Genomic DNA, 13,308 nt, shown 5'->3' with positions numbered 1-13,308 from the left:
CAGGCGCAGGCGAAGCGCGCGGCCGCCCAGTCCCCGTGGTCACCGCTCTTGGAGCCGTTGGTGTCGGTGATCCGGAGGCGGACATGGCGGGCGCCGGTCACATCGACGTCGACCGGCACGGTCGCCGAGGCACCGGTCAGCTTCGGTGAGGTCCACAGCACCTTGCCGTCGGCCTCGACCGAGAACGCCACCTCCCCGTAGCCGTTGATCTCGTCGTCGATGCCGACGTCCGCGGTGAAGGCGGTGCACCGGCCGCCGAGGTAGACCTCGATGTCGGAGTCGGCGTGGGCGCCGATGCCCTTCTCGTAGGTCTTGCCGGCCAGCGTGAGGGTGCGGCCGTCGCTCCCACCCGACTCGCCGTTGGAGCGGTCTCGTTCGGGCGGGCCCCAGCCGTTGGTGGCCTTCAGCCAGACCAGATCGCTCGCCCAGGCGTCGGTGGACGGCGGTTCCGGCATCACTCCGACGGCGAAGCGCTGGACGGCGGTGCGGTCCTGTCCCGCGGAGCGGTGGCGGGCCGTCGCCGTGAGCGTGGCCTCGCCCGGCTCGGCGTCCCTGGCCGGGGTGACGGAGACCTCGACCCGCTTCGTGGTGCCGGCCGGGATGCGCGCGATCGTCGCGGCCGGGGCGACCTGCCAGCCGGCGGGGGCCGTCAGCGAGACCGCGACCCCGGTCGCGTCCTTCGTACCCGCCGTGACGTCGACGGCCACGGTGCCGGGGGCGCCGGCGCCCAGCTCCTGCCCGGTCGGGACGGCGACGGTGGCGGCGGCGCCCGGTACGGCTCCGCCGACCGCGCTGGTGTCCTCCAGTTCGAGGGTGAAGGCCCGGTCGGTGCGCTGGGCCGCCGTCTTGACCTTCACCACTCCCCCGCGGTCGTCGCGGTCGTACCACCAGCCCTGGCCGGCCGCCTCGTAGGCGGCCTCGGAGCCGAGGCGGGGCAGCTCGCGCCCGCCGAGGCCGACCTTGCTCGGCGCGTCGCCGGTGTGGACGGTGAACTGGTACGGCCGGGAGGCCGACTTGCCCGCGAAGGAGCCCTTGCTCGCCCCGATCCGCACGGTCACGTCACCCGCGCCGCGGTTCGGCGCACGCACCTCGGCGGTCTGGGTGGCGTACTGGCCTGCGCGGTGGGCGCGGGTGACGCCGTCGTCCTCGTACAGCTCGAAGGAGGAGCTGCCCTGCGGGTAGATGTCCCAGGCGAGCGGCGAGCCGGCGGTGCGGTCGGCGTACGAGCGGATGCCGCCGGGCCACATCGGGACGGTGGCCCCGGCCCGTACGAACAGGGGCAGGGTGTCGAGCGGGGCGCTGTAGTCGTCGACGGTGACCGGGCCCTCGTAGGTGCGCCCGCTCCAGTAGTCGATCCAGGTGCCCTTGGGGAGGTAGATGCCGTCGCGTTCGACGGCGTCCTGGTAGACGGGGGCGACGAGGAAGTCCTCGCCGCTCAGGAACTCGTACTTCGCCGTCTCGCTCGCGGCCTTCGGGTCGTCGGGGTACTCCAGGACGAGCGGCCGGGCCAGGCCGACACCGGTCGTGGTGGCCCGGTGGGCGTGCGAGTAGATGTACGGCAGCAGCGACTCGTGGAGCTTCAGGTAGTCGCGGTTGATCGAGGTGTACGGCTCCCCGTAGCGGAAGGGCTGCTTGTCGTTGGCGGCCCAGCCGTCCATGGTCATGGTGACCGGGAGGAACATCTTCCACTGGAGGTCGCGGGTGTACGTCTTGGCGCTGCCGCCGAAGATGCCGTCGACGTCGCCCGTGGTGTAGGCGAGACCGGACATGGAGGCGCCGGCGTAGGTGGGGATCTGCCAGCGGATGTACTCCCAGGTGCCGGACTGGTCGCCGGACCACTGGACTCCGCAGCGCTGGGCGCCGGACCAGCTCTCGGGGGCCCAGGTGAAGCCGCGGGCGTCGCTGTGGGCCTCGATGCCGGCGTACGCGTCCTTGCAGCCGTCGAGGGCGAACTTGTAGCCCTCGCCGACCCACGCGACGTCGAGCTTGGCGACCCGCTGGCCGGCCTTCACCTGCTCGCCGAGCTTGTCGATGCCGTCCTCGGTCCACAGACCGAGCTGCATCTTGCGCTGCTGGAGGCCGGTCGCGGTCTCGGCGAGGTTCTCGTAGCCGCAGCCGTAGCCGTCGTTGACGAGCATCCAGCCGTTGGGCATGTCGTTGGCGACGTAGCCGTCGGCGACCTTCAGGGCGTCGAGCGTGTGGCGCTCGCCGCGGTTGGCGTTGTGGAGGTAGCAGTCGGCGTCGCCGATCTCCAGGCCGTACACGGGCGGCAGGAACGGCTTGCCGGTGAGGTTCGTGTACTGGCCGATGACGTCCTTGAGGGCGTCGGAGCCGGAGCCCGCGAAGTAGTAGGCGTCGAAGCGCTGTTCGCGGGCCGTGGTCGTGACGGGCTCACCGAACACGTACGTGTTGGGGGCGTAGGTGTTGCGGTAGACGCCGTAGCCGGCCGAGGAGAGGTAGAACGGGACGGAGTTGGGATGTCCGCCGTCGTTCCAGTTGTAGTCGACGCCGACTTCGACGGTCTTGCCGCGGTGCGAGGTGTTGCCGCGGCCGTTCTGCATCCCGGCGCCGTAGAACTGCTCGTCGGCGCCCCGGGTCAGGGACTGGGTGGTGCGGTCCTGGCTCCAGGTCAGACCCGTGGTCTCGGACCACAGGGGTGTGCCGTCGGCGCGGAAGGCGGCGAAGCGCAGCGGTGCCTTGTAGGCCCGCAGGATCACCTTCGCGGAGGTGAGTTCGTAGCGGTCGCCTCGGTCGTACCAGCGGGTGGCGGGCGGCGGGCCCTGGGGCAGGACGATGTCCTGCCCGGTGGGGTCGGCGAACCGTCCGTCGGGGGCCAGTTCGATGCGGAAGGTCTCGGCGGTGACGAAGCTGACGCGGGCCTGTGCCTGACCGGCGGTCAGTCGGTAGACGGCTCCGTCGGCGGCGAAGCCGGTCACGTCCCCGACGGTGGTGGGCGACGGCTCGGCGGACTGGGCGCTGCCCGGGCCGGCGAGCACGGCGAGGAGCCCGAGCACGGCACCGGAGAGTGCAGCTTTCATGCGCACTATTGATTGCATGGAGCGTATTTAGCGCAGAAACGAGCACCGGGCCAGGACAAAACGGAACCGCCCTTGGACTTCACCGAGAAGTCCAAGGGCGGTTGCCTGAAAGAGAGTTGCCGGGAGGCGCCCTACAGGGCGACACCGAGCAGTGCGTCGACGGCGCGGGAGACGAGGCCGGGTGCGGACTCGTCCGTACCGCCGTCGGCGTTCTGGCGCTCCGCCCAGCGGTCGACGGCCGTGAGCGCCGTGGGCGTGTCGAGGTCGTCGGCGAGGGCCTCGCGGATCTCCTCCACCAGCGCGTCGGCGGACAGGCCGTCGGGGCGGGAGACGGCGGCGCGCCAGCGGTCGAGGCGCCCCACCGCGTCCTGGAGGACCTGGTCGGTCCACTCCCAGTCGGCGCGGTAGTGGTGCGAGAGCAGCGCGAGGCGGATGGCGGCCGGGTCGACTCCCTCGCGGCGGAGCGTGGAGACGAAGACGAGGTTGCCCTTGGACTTGGACATCTTCTCGCCGTGCAGCGCGACCATGCCGGCGTGGACGTACGCCTTGGCCATGGGGAATTCGCCGGTCAGCGACTGGGCGTGGGAGGCACCCATCTCGTGGTGCGGGAAGATCAGGTCCGATCCGCCGCCCTGCACGTCGAAGCCCATGCCCAGGTGGTCGAGGGCGATGGCGACGCACTCGATGTGCCAGCCGGGGCGGCCGTGGCCGAGGCTGCCGCCGTCCCAGCTCGGCTCGCCCTCGCGGGCGGCCATCCAGAGCATCGGGTCGAGCGGGTTCTTCTTGCCGGCGCGGTCCGGGTCGCCCCCGCGCTCGGCGGAGAGGTGGCGCATCAGCTCGGTGTCGTAGTTCGACACCTGGCCGAAGTGCGGGTCGGCCTCCACGGAGAAGTAGATGTCGCCCTCGAGCTCGTAGGCGGCACCGGAGTCCCGCAGCCGCTCGACGAGCGGCACGATGCCCGGTATGGCCTCCACGGCGCCGATGTAGTGCTGCGGCGGCAGCATCCGCAGAGCGGTCATGTCCTCGCGGAACAGGGCCGTCTCGCGCTCGGCCAGGCCGACCCAGTCGATGCCGTCGCGCAGCGCCCGCTCCAGGAGCGGATCGTCGACGTCCGTGACGTTCTGGACGTAGTGGACCTGCCGCTTGGTGTCGAGCCACACGCGCTGAACGAGGTCGAACGCGTTGTAGGTCGCCGCGTGACCCATGTGGGTCGCGTCGTACGGCGTGATGCCGCAGACGTAGATACGGGCGACGGGGCCGGGGGCGAGGGTCACTCGCCCGCCGGTCGCGGTGTCGTGGATCCGGAGGTCGCGGCCCTTGCCGGGCAGGGCGGGGACCTCAGAAGCGGGCCAGGCATGCATGACCTGAGCGTAACCGGACACCTGTTCCGGATACGAACCGGATGCGGGATCTTGGCCGACAAGGCGGTCTTGCAGCTCGCAGCCGTTCGTGCATACCCCCTGGGGGTGCGAGGCCCCGAATCGGCGGTTGGCCGGATCCGATCGGTCAGACCGGTGGCCAGGGGATCGCCGGCCACTGCCCGGACGGCTCGGGGTGCCGGCCGGTGGCGCGCAGGGCCCTCACCCGGCCGCGCAGGGCGTCCACCTCGGCCGCCGTGAGCAGCTCCGCCAGCCGGGTGGTGAGCGGCGTGCCGGGAGCCAGGGAGGCGTCGAGCCGTTCGAGCACCTCGGTGGCCTCGGCGGGCAGCTCCTCGCCCGCCCAGCCCCACAGCAGGGTGCGCAGTTTGTCGTCCACGTTGAAGGTCACACCGTGGTCGATGGCGTACAGACGCCCGTCCGGGGCCGGCAGCAGATGCCCACCCTTGCGGTCGCCGTTGTTGATGACCGCGTCCAGGACGGCGAGTCGGCGCAGTTCGGGGCTGTCGGCATGGACGAGGAGCGCGGTGCGGTCCTCGCCGACCTGGGCCGGGCCGACGGCCTTCCAGCCCTCCGCCGCCTGCTCGTCCTCCGTGAGCGCCAGCAGGTCGGCGGTGGGGTCGGCCTCGATCCACAGCTGGACCATGCCCTCGCCGTACGGGCCGTCGCGCAGCACGGTGGGCGGTACGAGTCCCCAGCCGGTGGCCTCGGAGAGCTCGTAGGCGGCGACCTCGCGCTGGGCGAGGGTGCCGTCGGGGAAGTCCCAGAGCGGGCGCTCGCCGGCCACGGGCTTGTAGACGCAGGACGCCTCCTCGCCGGCGTGCGCGACGGAGCAGAGGAGCACCGCGTTGGAGGCCTCGCGGACCTGGCCGCGGACGGTCAGCTCGCCCTTGGTGAGCAGGTCGATGACCGCTCGGTCGTCGGGACCGCTCATGCGCCGCGTCGGTATCCGTTCTGGCGCGGGCACACATGGCCCTCGGGGTCGAGCGGCAGGCTGCACAGGGGGCACGGCGGGCGGCCGGCGTTGACCACGTCGAGGGCGCGCTTGGCGAAGGCCCTGGCCTGGGCGCCGGTGAGACGGACCCGCAGCATCGGCGGGCCGTTCTCCTCGTCCTGGAGCATCCGCTCCTCGGCCTCGGCGAGGTCCTCGTCGGTCTCGGCGTCGAGTTCGACCAGCGCCTGGGCCTCGACGATCATGCGTTGTTCCTCGCCGTCCCAGGCGAGCGCCATCGTGCCGACCCGGAACTCCTCCTCGACCGGGATGTCGAGGGGGGCGGTGTCCGCGATGTCGGCGGGCGCGACGGCCGGGACGGGGGCGTTGCCGCCGGTGCGGCGCACGACCTCGTCGAGGAGCTCGTCGATGCGCTCGGCGAGCGCGGCGACCTGGGTCTTCTCCAGGGCCACGCTGGTGACCCGGCCCGCCGCGGACGCCTGCAGGAAGAACGTACGGCGGCCAGGCAGCCCGACCGTACCGGCCACGAAACGCTCCGGTGGGTCGTAGAGGAACACCTGACGGGACACGTCCCTGACTCCCTTGAGTCTCGACAGTGGTGGAGCCCGCGCTACAGCGGCCCGTCCACCCTACTGCGCGGATGGATCACGGTGCGCCCGCACCGCCCCCGACCTCCGCGGCCCCGCCCGTGTCGCCGCTCTCCCTGGGAGCGAAGGCGGTGAAGTCGCCGGTGTCGCCGAGGCGTACGAGGAAAGGGCGCAGCCGCGTGTAGCGGATGGCGGTGACCGAGCAGGGGTCGACGTGGATGCGCTGGAAGAGGTCGAGGTGCATCCCGAGGGCGTCGGCGACGATCGACTTGATGACGTCTCCGTGCGAGCACATCGCGTAGACGGCGTCCTCGCCGTGCTCCGCCTCGATCCGGGCGTTCCAGTCCCGCACGGCGTCGACGGCGCGCGCCTGCATGGCGCGCATCGACTCGCCGCCGGGGAAGGTCGCGGCGGAGGCGTGGGCCTGGACGATCCCCATCAGCGGCTCGTCGCCCAGTTCGGCGAGCTTGCGGCCGGACCAGTCGCCGTAGTCGCACTCGTTGATCCGCTCGTCGGTGTGGAACGGCAGCTCCGGGCGGGCGTCGAGGAGCGGTCGCACGGTCTCGCGGCAGCGCTGCAGGGGGCTGGAGACGACGGCGGCGAGCGGCACCCCGGCCAGGCGACCGGGCAGCGCGGCGGCCTGCGCGGCCCCCCGCTCGTCGAGGGCGACCCCGGGCAGCCTTCCGGCGAGGACCCCTGAGGTGTTGGCGGTGGAGCGTCCGTGGCGGACGAGGATCAACGTGGCCATGGCGGCAAGGGTAAGTGCGCCCACGCGTGCGTGGGCGGGGGCTGTGGAGGATCCGGGTGCACGCGCGTGTGCGGGACGGGGGCGGGCGGGGAAGAATACGGCGCGTGATCGTCGACTCAGCCATCTACCGCGACGGGCGCCGCAAGGAGGGCCCCGCCGACCTGTCCGACGCCCTGGAGGAGGCGAGGGCGACCGGTGACGCGTTCCTGTGGGTGGGGCTGTACGAGCCGACGGAGGCCGAGTTCGATCATGTCTCGGCCGAGTTCGCGCTGCATCCGCTGGCCGTCGAGGACGCCTTGAAGGCCCATCAGCGGCCCAAGCTGGAGGTCTACGACGACTCGCTCTTCATGGTCCTCAAGCCGGTGGTGTACGAGCCGGCGAGCGACCGGGTCTCCACGGGCGAGCTGATGGTCTTCGTCGGCGACTCGTTCGTGGTGACGGTCCGGCACGGCGAGGGCGCGCCGCTGGCCGCCGTACGCCGCCGTCTGGAGGCCGAGCCAGAAGTACTGCGGCACGGCCCGACGGCCGTCCTGTACGCGATCAGCGACGCGGTCGTGGACCACTACATCGAGGTGGTCGGCGAGCTCCAGGTGGACCTGGAGGAGTTGGAGACCGATGTGTTCGCGCCGACCGGCGGGAACCCGGGGAGCACGGCGGAGCGGATCTACACCGCCAAGCGCCAGGTGCTCGAGTTCCGCCGGGCCGCGGGCCCGCTGGCGGCGCCGGTGGAGCGGCTCGCGACCGGGGCGGTGCCGTTCGTGAACCAGCATGCGAAGCCCTTCTTCCGGGATGTCAGCGACCATCTGCTGCGCGTCAACGAGCAGGTGGAGGGCCTGAACCAGCTGCTGTCGGACGTGCTGGCGGCGCATCTGGCGCAGATGGGCGTGCGGCAGAACGACGACGTGCGGAAGATCTCGGCGTGGGCGGCCATGGCCGCGGTCCCCACGATGGTCGCGGGGATCTACGGCATGAACTTCGAGCACATGCCGGAGCTCACGTGGGCCTGGGCGTATCCGGTCGTGATCCTTGTGATGGTCGGTATCGAGGTCGGTCTCTACCGGCTGTTCAAGCGCCGCGGCTGGATGTAGCCACGGCGCGACGGGTCGGGCGGTTCAGAACGCGGGAGCGGGAGTCATGGGGCCGCCCAGTGCGTCGCGCCGCTCGGGCATCTCCAGGCCGACCATCTTGTGCCAGCCGGCGGCCCGTTCCCACGCGTACGTGCCGTGGATCCCGGCGGCGAGGGCGGCCGACTTGGGCTTCGGCCAGGCCAGGATGCGGCCCATGTGACTCATCACGGCGAGGCTCACGTCGCGGTAGACCTTGATCTCGGCGAGCGCGGACTCCCGCAGGGTGTGCTGGATCAGCCGGCCGTGTCCCGCCCGGGCGAGGCGCAGCAGCTCCTCGTGGCAGTAGGCGAGGTGGTTCGCCTCGTCGTTGTCGATCATGTGGATGGCCTTGCCGAGCTCGGGGTGGTCCCCGAAGTACCTGACCAGCATGTCCATCTGGTCCGCGGCCCGCTGCTCGGTGACCCGGCTGTGCGCGAGGTAGACGACGATGTCCTGCTCGGTCAGCGGCTCGTCGCGGTGGAGCTTGTCGTGGGCGAGGCCGATGCCGCGCTGTTCGAGGAGCATCGTGTAGTCGGTCTCGGGGGGCACCGGCACGGGCTCCAGGCCACGCTTCTTCAGCAGGGCGTTGAAGATCCGGCCGTGCTTGTCCTCGTCGGCCCCGTGCCGGGTGATCTTGGGGGCGAGGTCCCGCATCCCCGGCGCGACCAGGGCCGCGATCCGGGCGTTCTCCCAGCCGCCCTGGGACTCGCCGCTGGCGGCGATGGAGCAGAAGAGCCGGAAGGACTCGTCGTCGTCGATGATTTCCTGGAACAGGCCCTTGGCCGTGAGCATTGCTGCCACCTCCCATGCGGGCGTCCGCACGCCGCACGTCCGCAGAGAACGAGTCAAATGCGGTACCGGCGAGTGGGCAACAGGAGCGACGGGGCACTCGGCCAAAAGAAGGAACGCCACGCTCGTAACCAGGAGCTCCCTGGCGCGTTGTGCTGCATGACGGCCGTGGCGGGGAAGACCCCCCGAGCCCCCACCACGGCCGCAGACTTTCCGACTAGGCGAGGCCCGCCCGCTCCAGGGCCTCGGTGCCCGCCCGCAGCGCCGCCAGCCGCTCGTCGAGGGTGAAGCCGGCCGGGGCGAGGGTGAGGGTGGTGACCCCGGCCTCGGCGTAGGCCTTCATCCGGTCGGCGATCCGCTCGACGGAGCCGAGCAGGGTGGTCTGGTCGATCAGCTGCCGCGGTACGGCGGCGGCCGCGCCGGTCTTGTCACCGGCCAGGTACTTGTCCTGGATCTCGGCGGCCTGCTTCTCGTAGCCCATGCGCTGCGCGAGCTGGTTGTAGAAGTTCTGCTTGCGGCTGCCCATGCCACCCACGTACAGGGCGGTGTACGGACGGAAGATGTCGGCGAGGGCGTCGATGTCGTCGCCGAGGGCGAGCGGCAGCGTGGGGTGGACGTCGAAGCCGTCCATGGTCAGCCCGGCCTTCTCGCGGCCCGCGCGGAGCGGGCGCAGCGCGGTCTCCTCCAGGTGCTCGGCGGAGGGGAAGATGAGCAGCGCGCCGTCGGCGATCTCGCCGGTCTGCTCCAGGTTCTTCGGGCCGATCGCGGCGATGTAGAGCGGGATGTGCTCGCGCTGCGGGTGGACGGTGAGCTTGATGGGCTTGCCCGGGCCGTCCGGCAGCGGGAGCGTCCAGTGCTCGCCCTCGTAGGTGAGGCGCTCGCGCGACATGGCCTTGCGGACGATGTCGACGTACTCGCGCGTGCGGGCCAGCGGCTTGTCGAACTTGACGCCGTACCAGCCCTCGGAGACCTGCGGTCCCGAGACGCCGAGGCCGAGGCGGAACCGGCCGCCGGAGAGCGAGTCGAGAGTGGCGGCGGTCATCGCCGTCATCGCGGGCTGCCGCGCCGGGATCTGCATGATCGCGGAACCGACGTCGATCCGCTCGGTCTTGGCGGCCACCCAGGAGAGCACGGTCGGCGCGTCGGAGCCGTAGGCCTCGGCCGCCCAGCACACGTCGTAGCCGAGGCGGTCCGCCTCCTGGGCGACGGCGAGATTGTCGCCGTCCATACCGGCGCCCCAGTAGCCGAGGTTGATGCCGAGCCTCATGACCACACCCTCTTTACTGATCAGTAACGTCCCTTGGTCCGGACTCTAGCGCGCGGGTACACGATCCGTCAGGGGGAGGTTGTCCACAGCCTCTCTCCGCGTGGGGTCCTGGCCAGTAATCTCGCGCCCATGGAGCAGAGGCATCTCGGCCGTACCGGCCTGCGCGTGTCCCGGATCGGGCTCGGCACCCTCACCTGGGGCCGGGACACCGACGAGCACGACGCCGCCGACCAGTTGAAGGCGTTCTGGGACGCGGGCGGCACGCTGGTCGACACCGCGGACGTGTACGGCGGCGGCGAGGCGGAGTACGTGCTGGGGCAGCTCATGGAGCGGCTCGTGCCCCGGCGCGATCTCGTCATCTCCACGAAGGCGGGCAGCGTGCCCGATCCCGACCGCAGGATGGACGGCTCGCGCGGGCATCTCCTGGCCGCGCTCGACGCCTCCCTGGCCCGCCTCGGCACCGACCACGTGGACCTGTGGCAGCTCCACGCCTTCGATCCGCACACCCCGTTGGAGGAGTCCCTCCAGGCGCTGGACATCGCCGTGAGCAGCGGACGGGCGCGGTATGTGGGGGTGTCGAACTTCTGCGGGTGGCAGCTGGCCAAGGCCGGGACCTGGCAGCTCGGCGCGGCGGGCGCGGCGCGGACACGGCTGGCGGCGACGCAGATGGAGTACTCATTGCTGCAGCGGGGCGTGGAGCGGGAGGTGCTGCCGGCCGCCCTCGATCTGGGGATAGGTCTGCTGCCGTCCTCGCCGCTGGGCCGAGGGGTGCTGACGGGCAAGTACCGGCACGGCACCCCGACGGACTCCCGGGGCGGCTCGGAGACCATGGCGCCCTTCGTGGAGCCGTATCTGGACGAGGCGGCGAGCCGGATCGTGGACGCCGTCGCGACGGCGGCGGACGGCCTGTCGACGACACCGCTCCAGGTGGCGCTCGCCTGGGTGCGCGACCGCCCCGGGGTGACCGCGCCGATCGTCGGCGCGCGCAACGCCAAGCAGCTCACGGCGGCGTTGTCAGTGGAGAGCCTTAGTCTTCCTGACGAGATCTGCCGGGCGCTCGACGACGTGTCTGCGCCCGTGCACCGCTATCCGGACCAGGACTGGAGCACCCTGTGACCGAGCCTTCCCGGGAGACCCCTCCCGAGGCAGCCGAGCCCGCGCCGGGCGAGGACGAGGCCACGACCGAGAGCCCCGTGGAGGGCTCCGACGGCGGTGAGACCCGTGCGGGTGCCGCCGACGAGCCGGAGGAGACCGACGGCGACGACGACGCGTCGGCCACGGGCCCGGCGTCGACGCAGGACGAGTCGGCCGACGGCGGCGAGGCGAAGGCGGCCGAGCTCTCGGAGGCGCAGGCCGAGCTCGCCGCCCAGCGGGAGCTGCGGGCCCGGATCGAGCAGCGCAAGGCGGAGAAGGAAGGACCCGTCACCGCGGGCGGCAAGCTGAGCGGCAAGGCGGCCGATCTGCTCGCCGCGGTACGGGCCGTGGAGAGCGGTACGAAGTCGGTCGGCGCGCTCCTGGACGCGCCGGAGCCCGAATCCCGGCGCCCGGCCCCCGCGGCGGCGCCGGCCACGACGGTGCGGCCGGCCCCGGTCGAGAGGGCGGCGGCCTCCGCCGAGACGCTGACGGCCGTGCGGGAGGTCCTGGCGCGCGGCGGGGCGCCGGAGTCGCTGACCGGGCAGGTCGCCACCGTGCTCGGTGAGGGCGCGGCCGAGGCGCTGCGCGAGGACCCCTGGCAGCTGCTTTCGGTGCCCGGGGTCCAGCCCGAGCACGCGGACGGCTTCGCGCGGGCCCTGCTCGGGGCTGAGTGCGGTCCCGGCGATCCCCGCCGCGCGGTCGCCCTGGTGGCCTGGCTGCTCGAACGGGCCGCGCTGAAGGGCCACACGGCCCTGGAGGACGCGGACGTGCGGGCGGGCCTCGCCAAGCTGTCGGTGCCGGACCCGGAGGAGGCCGTCCAGCAGGCGATCTCCGAGGGCGCGGTGCTGGTCTTCCAGGAGGAGGACGACCAGGTCGCCGAGGAGGAATCCGAGGACGACCGGGAAGCCGCGCCGGAGGAAGCGGACATCCCCGTCCTGCTCGGGCTCGACCGGTACGCCCTCGCCGAGGAGAGCCTCGCCGACGGCCTCGCCCGGCTGGCCAAGACCGTCACCGCGGAGGACTGGGAGGGGCCGGAGCTGGTGCGCGCGGCCGGCGGGCACGGGCTCGTGGCGCACACGGGCGGCGAGGCTGCCCGCAGCGAGCCGGTCGCGCTCGCCGAGGCCGCCCGATCACGCGGTCTGCGCGTCGCCGTGGCGGCGCACAGCGCGAACGGGGTCCGTCGTCTGAGGTCTCCGGCTCCGACCGGACCGGGTGCGGCCCCGTCGTCCGCCGTAGACGGGGCGGAGACGTCGGGGACCTCGGCTTCGGCGGGATCCGCCGACGGGCACCCGGGCGCGGAGGCGGTGACCGTCGCGGCCCTGCTGTCCGGCGCGGCCGGGCCCGGCCGGGACGAGGAGGGCGCCCTCGCCCTGGACCTGCTGGTCGTGCTCGACGCGCCGCAGCTGGACGTCGAGACCGTCGCGATGCTCGTGGAGTCGCTGCCGGACGGCTGCCGGCTCGTGCTGAGCGGTGACCCCGGTGTCCTCGGTTCGGCGGGTGCCGGCCGGGTGTTCGGCGATGTGCTGGCGGCCCGGGTGTGCCCGCAGATCGCGTCCCGCGTCCCGGATCCCGGCCCGATCGGCGAGCTCGTCTCGGGCATCGGCATCGGCGAGCTGAACCAGGTGGAGGCGCCCGGCAAGGAGGTCGTGATCGTCCCGGTCCGGGACGCCGGCGAGGCGGTCCACCGCACGGTGCAGCTGGTCGCCGACTCCGTTCCGCGGGCGATCGGTGTGCCGACCGCGCAGACACAGGTGATCACGGTCGGCCACGGCGGCTCGGCGGGCACCCGCGCGCTGAACGCCGCGTTGAAGCAGCGGCTCAACCCCGGCCCGGGGCGCTTCGGCGGCTTCGACCCGGGCGACCGGGTGGCGTACGTCACGTCCCCGGGCCGCACGGTGACCGGGACGGTCGTCTCGGCCGACGCCGAGGGCCTGCGGCTGGAGTGCGAGGGCGAGGAGCTGGTCGTACCGAAGGAGCGCGTGGAGTCGGCGCTGCGGCACGGCTGGGCGCTCACCGCGCACCAGGCGGCCGGGATGCGCTGGCCGGCCGCCGTCGTCGTGCTGCCGGGCGACGCCGCCCACAGCCTGGACCGGCCCTGGGTCTACACGGCCTTCGGCCGCGGCGAGCGCCATCTGTCGGTCGTCCACGGCGTGGACCAGGCACTGCCCCGCGCCGTGGCCGAGGGGGTGGCCCAGGACCGCACGACGCGGCTGAGGCCGCTCCTGGAGGCTCTGCTGGCCGTCGGGGAGGAATGACCCGACGGGGCGGGGGACGGACGGAGTACGGCGGAGGGCGGGACACCGTGTGGGTG

Annotated in this window: 10 protein-coding genes; 3 read left to right on the top strand and 7 right to left on the bottom strand. The window is 72.6% G+C overall.

All coding sequences use genetic code 11. The features are described from left to right. From ACFQ7Q_RS35655 to ACFQ7Q_RS35635, 5 genes are all read right to left on the bottom strand, one after another. A partial coding sequence (locus ACFQ7Q_RS35655) for an NPCBM/NEW2 domain-containing protein (RefSeq protein WP_383562598.1) occupies positions 1-3,056 on the bottom strand: 3,056 nt, incomplete at its 3' end. 113 nt (positions 3,057-3,169) lie between these two features. After that, on the bottom strand, positions 3,170-4,399 hold the full coding sequence (gene mshC, locus ACFQ7Q_RS35650) for a cysteine--1-D-myo-inosityl 2-amino-2-deoxy-alpha-D-glucopyranoside ligase (RefSeq protein ID WP_383562595.1): 1,230 nt from the start codon (positions 4,397-4,399) through the stop codon (positions 3,170-3,172). Positions 4,400-4,544: 145 nt separating this feature from the next. After that, positions 4,545-5,348: an SCO1664 family protein gene (locus ACFQ7Q_RS35645; RefSeq protein ID WP_383562592.1), complete on the bottom strand. Its 804-nt coding sequence runs from the start codon at positions 5,346-5,348 to the stop codon at positions 4,545-4,547. Further along, complete coding sequence (locus ACFQ7Q_RS35640; RefSeq protein WP_329122516.1) at positions 5,345-5,935, bottom strand: DUF3090 domain-containing protein; 591 nt, start codon at positions 5,933-5,935, stop codon at positions 5,345-5,347. The genes ACFQ7Q_RS35645 and ACFQ7Q_RS35640 overlap by 4 nt, the downstream gene beginning before the upstream one ends. Before the next feature lie 76 nt (positions 5,936-6,011). After that, complete coding sequence (locus ACFQ7Q_RS35635) at positions 6,012-6,701, bottom strand: histidine phosphatase family protein (protein WP_383562589.1); 690 nt, start codon at positions 6,699-6,701, stop codon at positions 6,012-6,014. A gap of 95 nt (positions 6,702-6,796) precedes the next feature. Between ACFQ7Q_RS35635 and corA the strand changes: the two genes are divergently transcribed. Further along, positions 6,797-7,789 carry a magnesium/cobalt transporter CorA gene (corA, locus tag ACFQ7Q_RS35630; protein ID WP_383562601.1) on the top strand — a complete coding sequence of 331 codons (993 nt, stop codon included), beginning with the start codon at positions 6,797-6,799 and terminating at the stop codon, positions 7,787-7,789. Between the two features lie 24 nt (positions 7,790-7,813). Here the strand turns inward: corA and ACFQ7Q_RS35625 are convergent, their stop codons facing one another. Both ACFQ7Q_RS35625 and ACFQ7Q_RS35620 read right to left on the bottom strand, forming a co-directional pair. Beyond that, positions 7,814-8,599, bottom strand: a complete 786-nt coding sequence (locus ACFQ7Q_RS35625; RefSeq protein ID WP_383562586.1) for a ferritin-like domain-containing protein — start codon at positions 8,597-8,599, stop codon at positions 7,814-7,816. Between the two features lie 214 nt (positions 8,600-8,813). Further along, entirely contained in the window at positions 8,814-9,863 is a 1,050-nt protein-coding gene (locus tag ACFQ7Q_RS35620; protein ID WP_383562583.1) for an LLM class F420-dependent oxidoreductase, read from the bottom strand. A 129-nt stretch (positions 9,864-9,992) separates the two neighbouring features. Between ACFQ7Q_RS35620 and ACFQ7Q_RS35615 the strand changes: the two genes are divergently transcribed. Further along, the gene (locus tag ACFQ7Q_RS35615; protein ID WP_383562580.1) at positions 9,993-10,979 is read left to right on the top strand and encodes an aldo/keto reductase; all 987 of its coding nucleotides are present in this window, start codon (positions 9,993-9,995) and stop codon (positions 10,977-10,979) included. After that, complete coding sequence (locus ACFQ7Q_RS35610) at positions 10,976-13,252, top strand: helix-hairpin-helix domain-containing protein (protein ID WP_383562577.1); 2,277 nt, start codon at positions 10,976-10,978, stop codon at positions 13,250-13,252. Before ACFQ7Q_RS35615 ends, ACFQ7Q_RS35610 begins: the two co-directional genes overlap by 4 nt. Positions 13,253-13,308 lie beyond the last annotated feature (56 nt).

The sequence above is a fragment of the Streptomyces sp. NPDC056527 genome (assembly GCF_042794475.1).
GTDB lineage: Bacteria > Actinomycetota > Actinomycetes > Streptomycetales > Streptomycetaceae > Streptomyces.
The sequence above is the reverse complement of the archived record's forward strand: the minus strand, read 5'-3'. Positions and strand labels throughout refer to the sequence as shown.

What these genes read in the sequence shown, in the direction of transcription:
- mshC (WP_383562595.1), bottom strand. Translation starts at nt 4,399, where the DNA reads ATGCATGCCTGGCCCGCTTCTGAGGTCCCCGCCCTGCCCGGCAAGGGC.
- ACFQ7Q_RS35645 (WP_383562592.1), bottom strand. Translation starts at nt 5,348, where the DNA reads ATGAGCGGTCCCGACGACCGAGCGGTCATCGACCTGCTCACCAAGGGC.
- ACFQ7Q_RS35635 (WP_383562589.1), bottom strand. Translation starts at nt 6,701, where the DNA reads ATGGCCACGTTGATCCTCGTCCGCCACGGACGCTCCACCGCCAACACC.
- ACFQ7Q_RS35625 (WP_383562586.1), bottom strand. Translation starts at nt 8,599, where the DNA reads ATGCTCACGGCCAAGGGCCTGTTCCAGGAAATCATCGACGACGACGAG.
- ACFQ7Q_RS35620 (WP_383562583.1), bottom strand. Translation starts at nt 9,863, where the DNA reads ATGAGGCTCGGCATCAACCTCGGCTACTGGGGCGCCGGTATGGACGGC.
- ACFQ7Q_RS35615 (WP_383562580.1), top strand. Translation starts at nt 9,993, where the DNA reads ATGGAGCAGAGGCATCTCGGCCGTACCGGCCTGCGCGTGTCCCGGATC.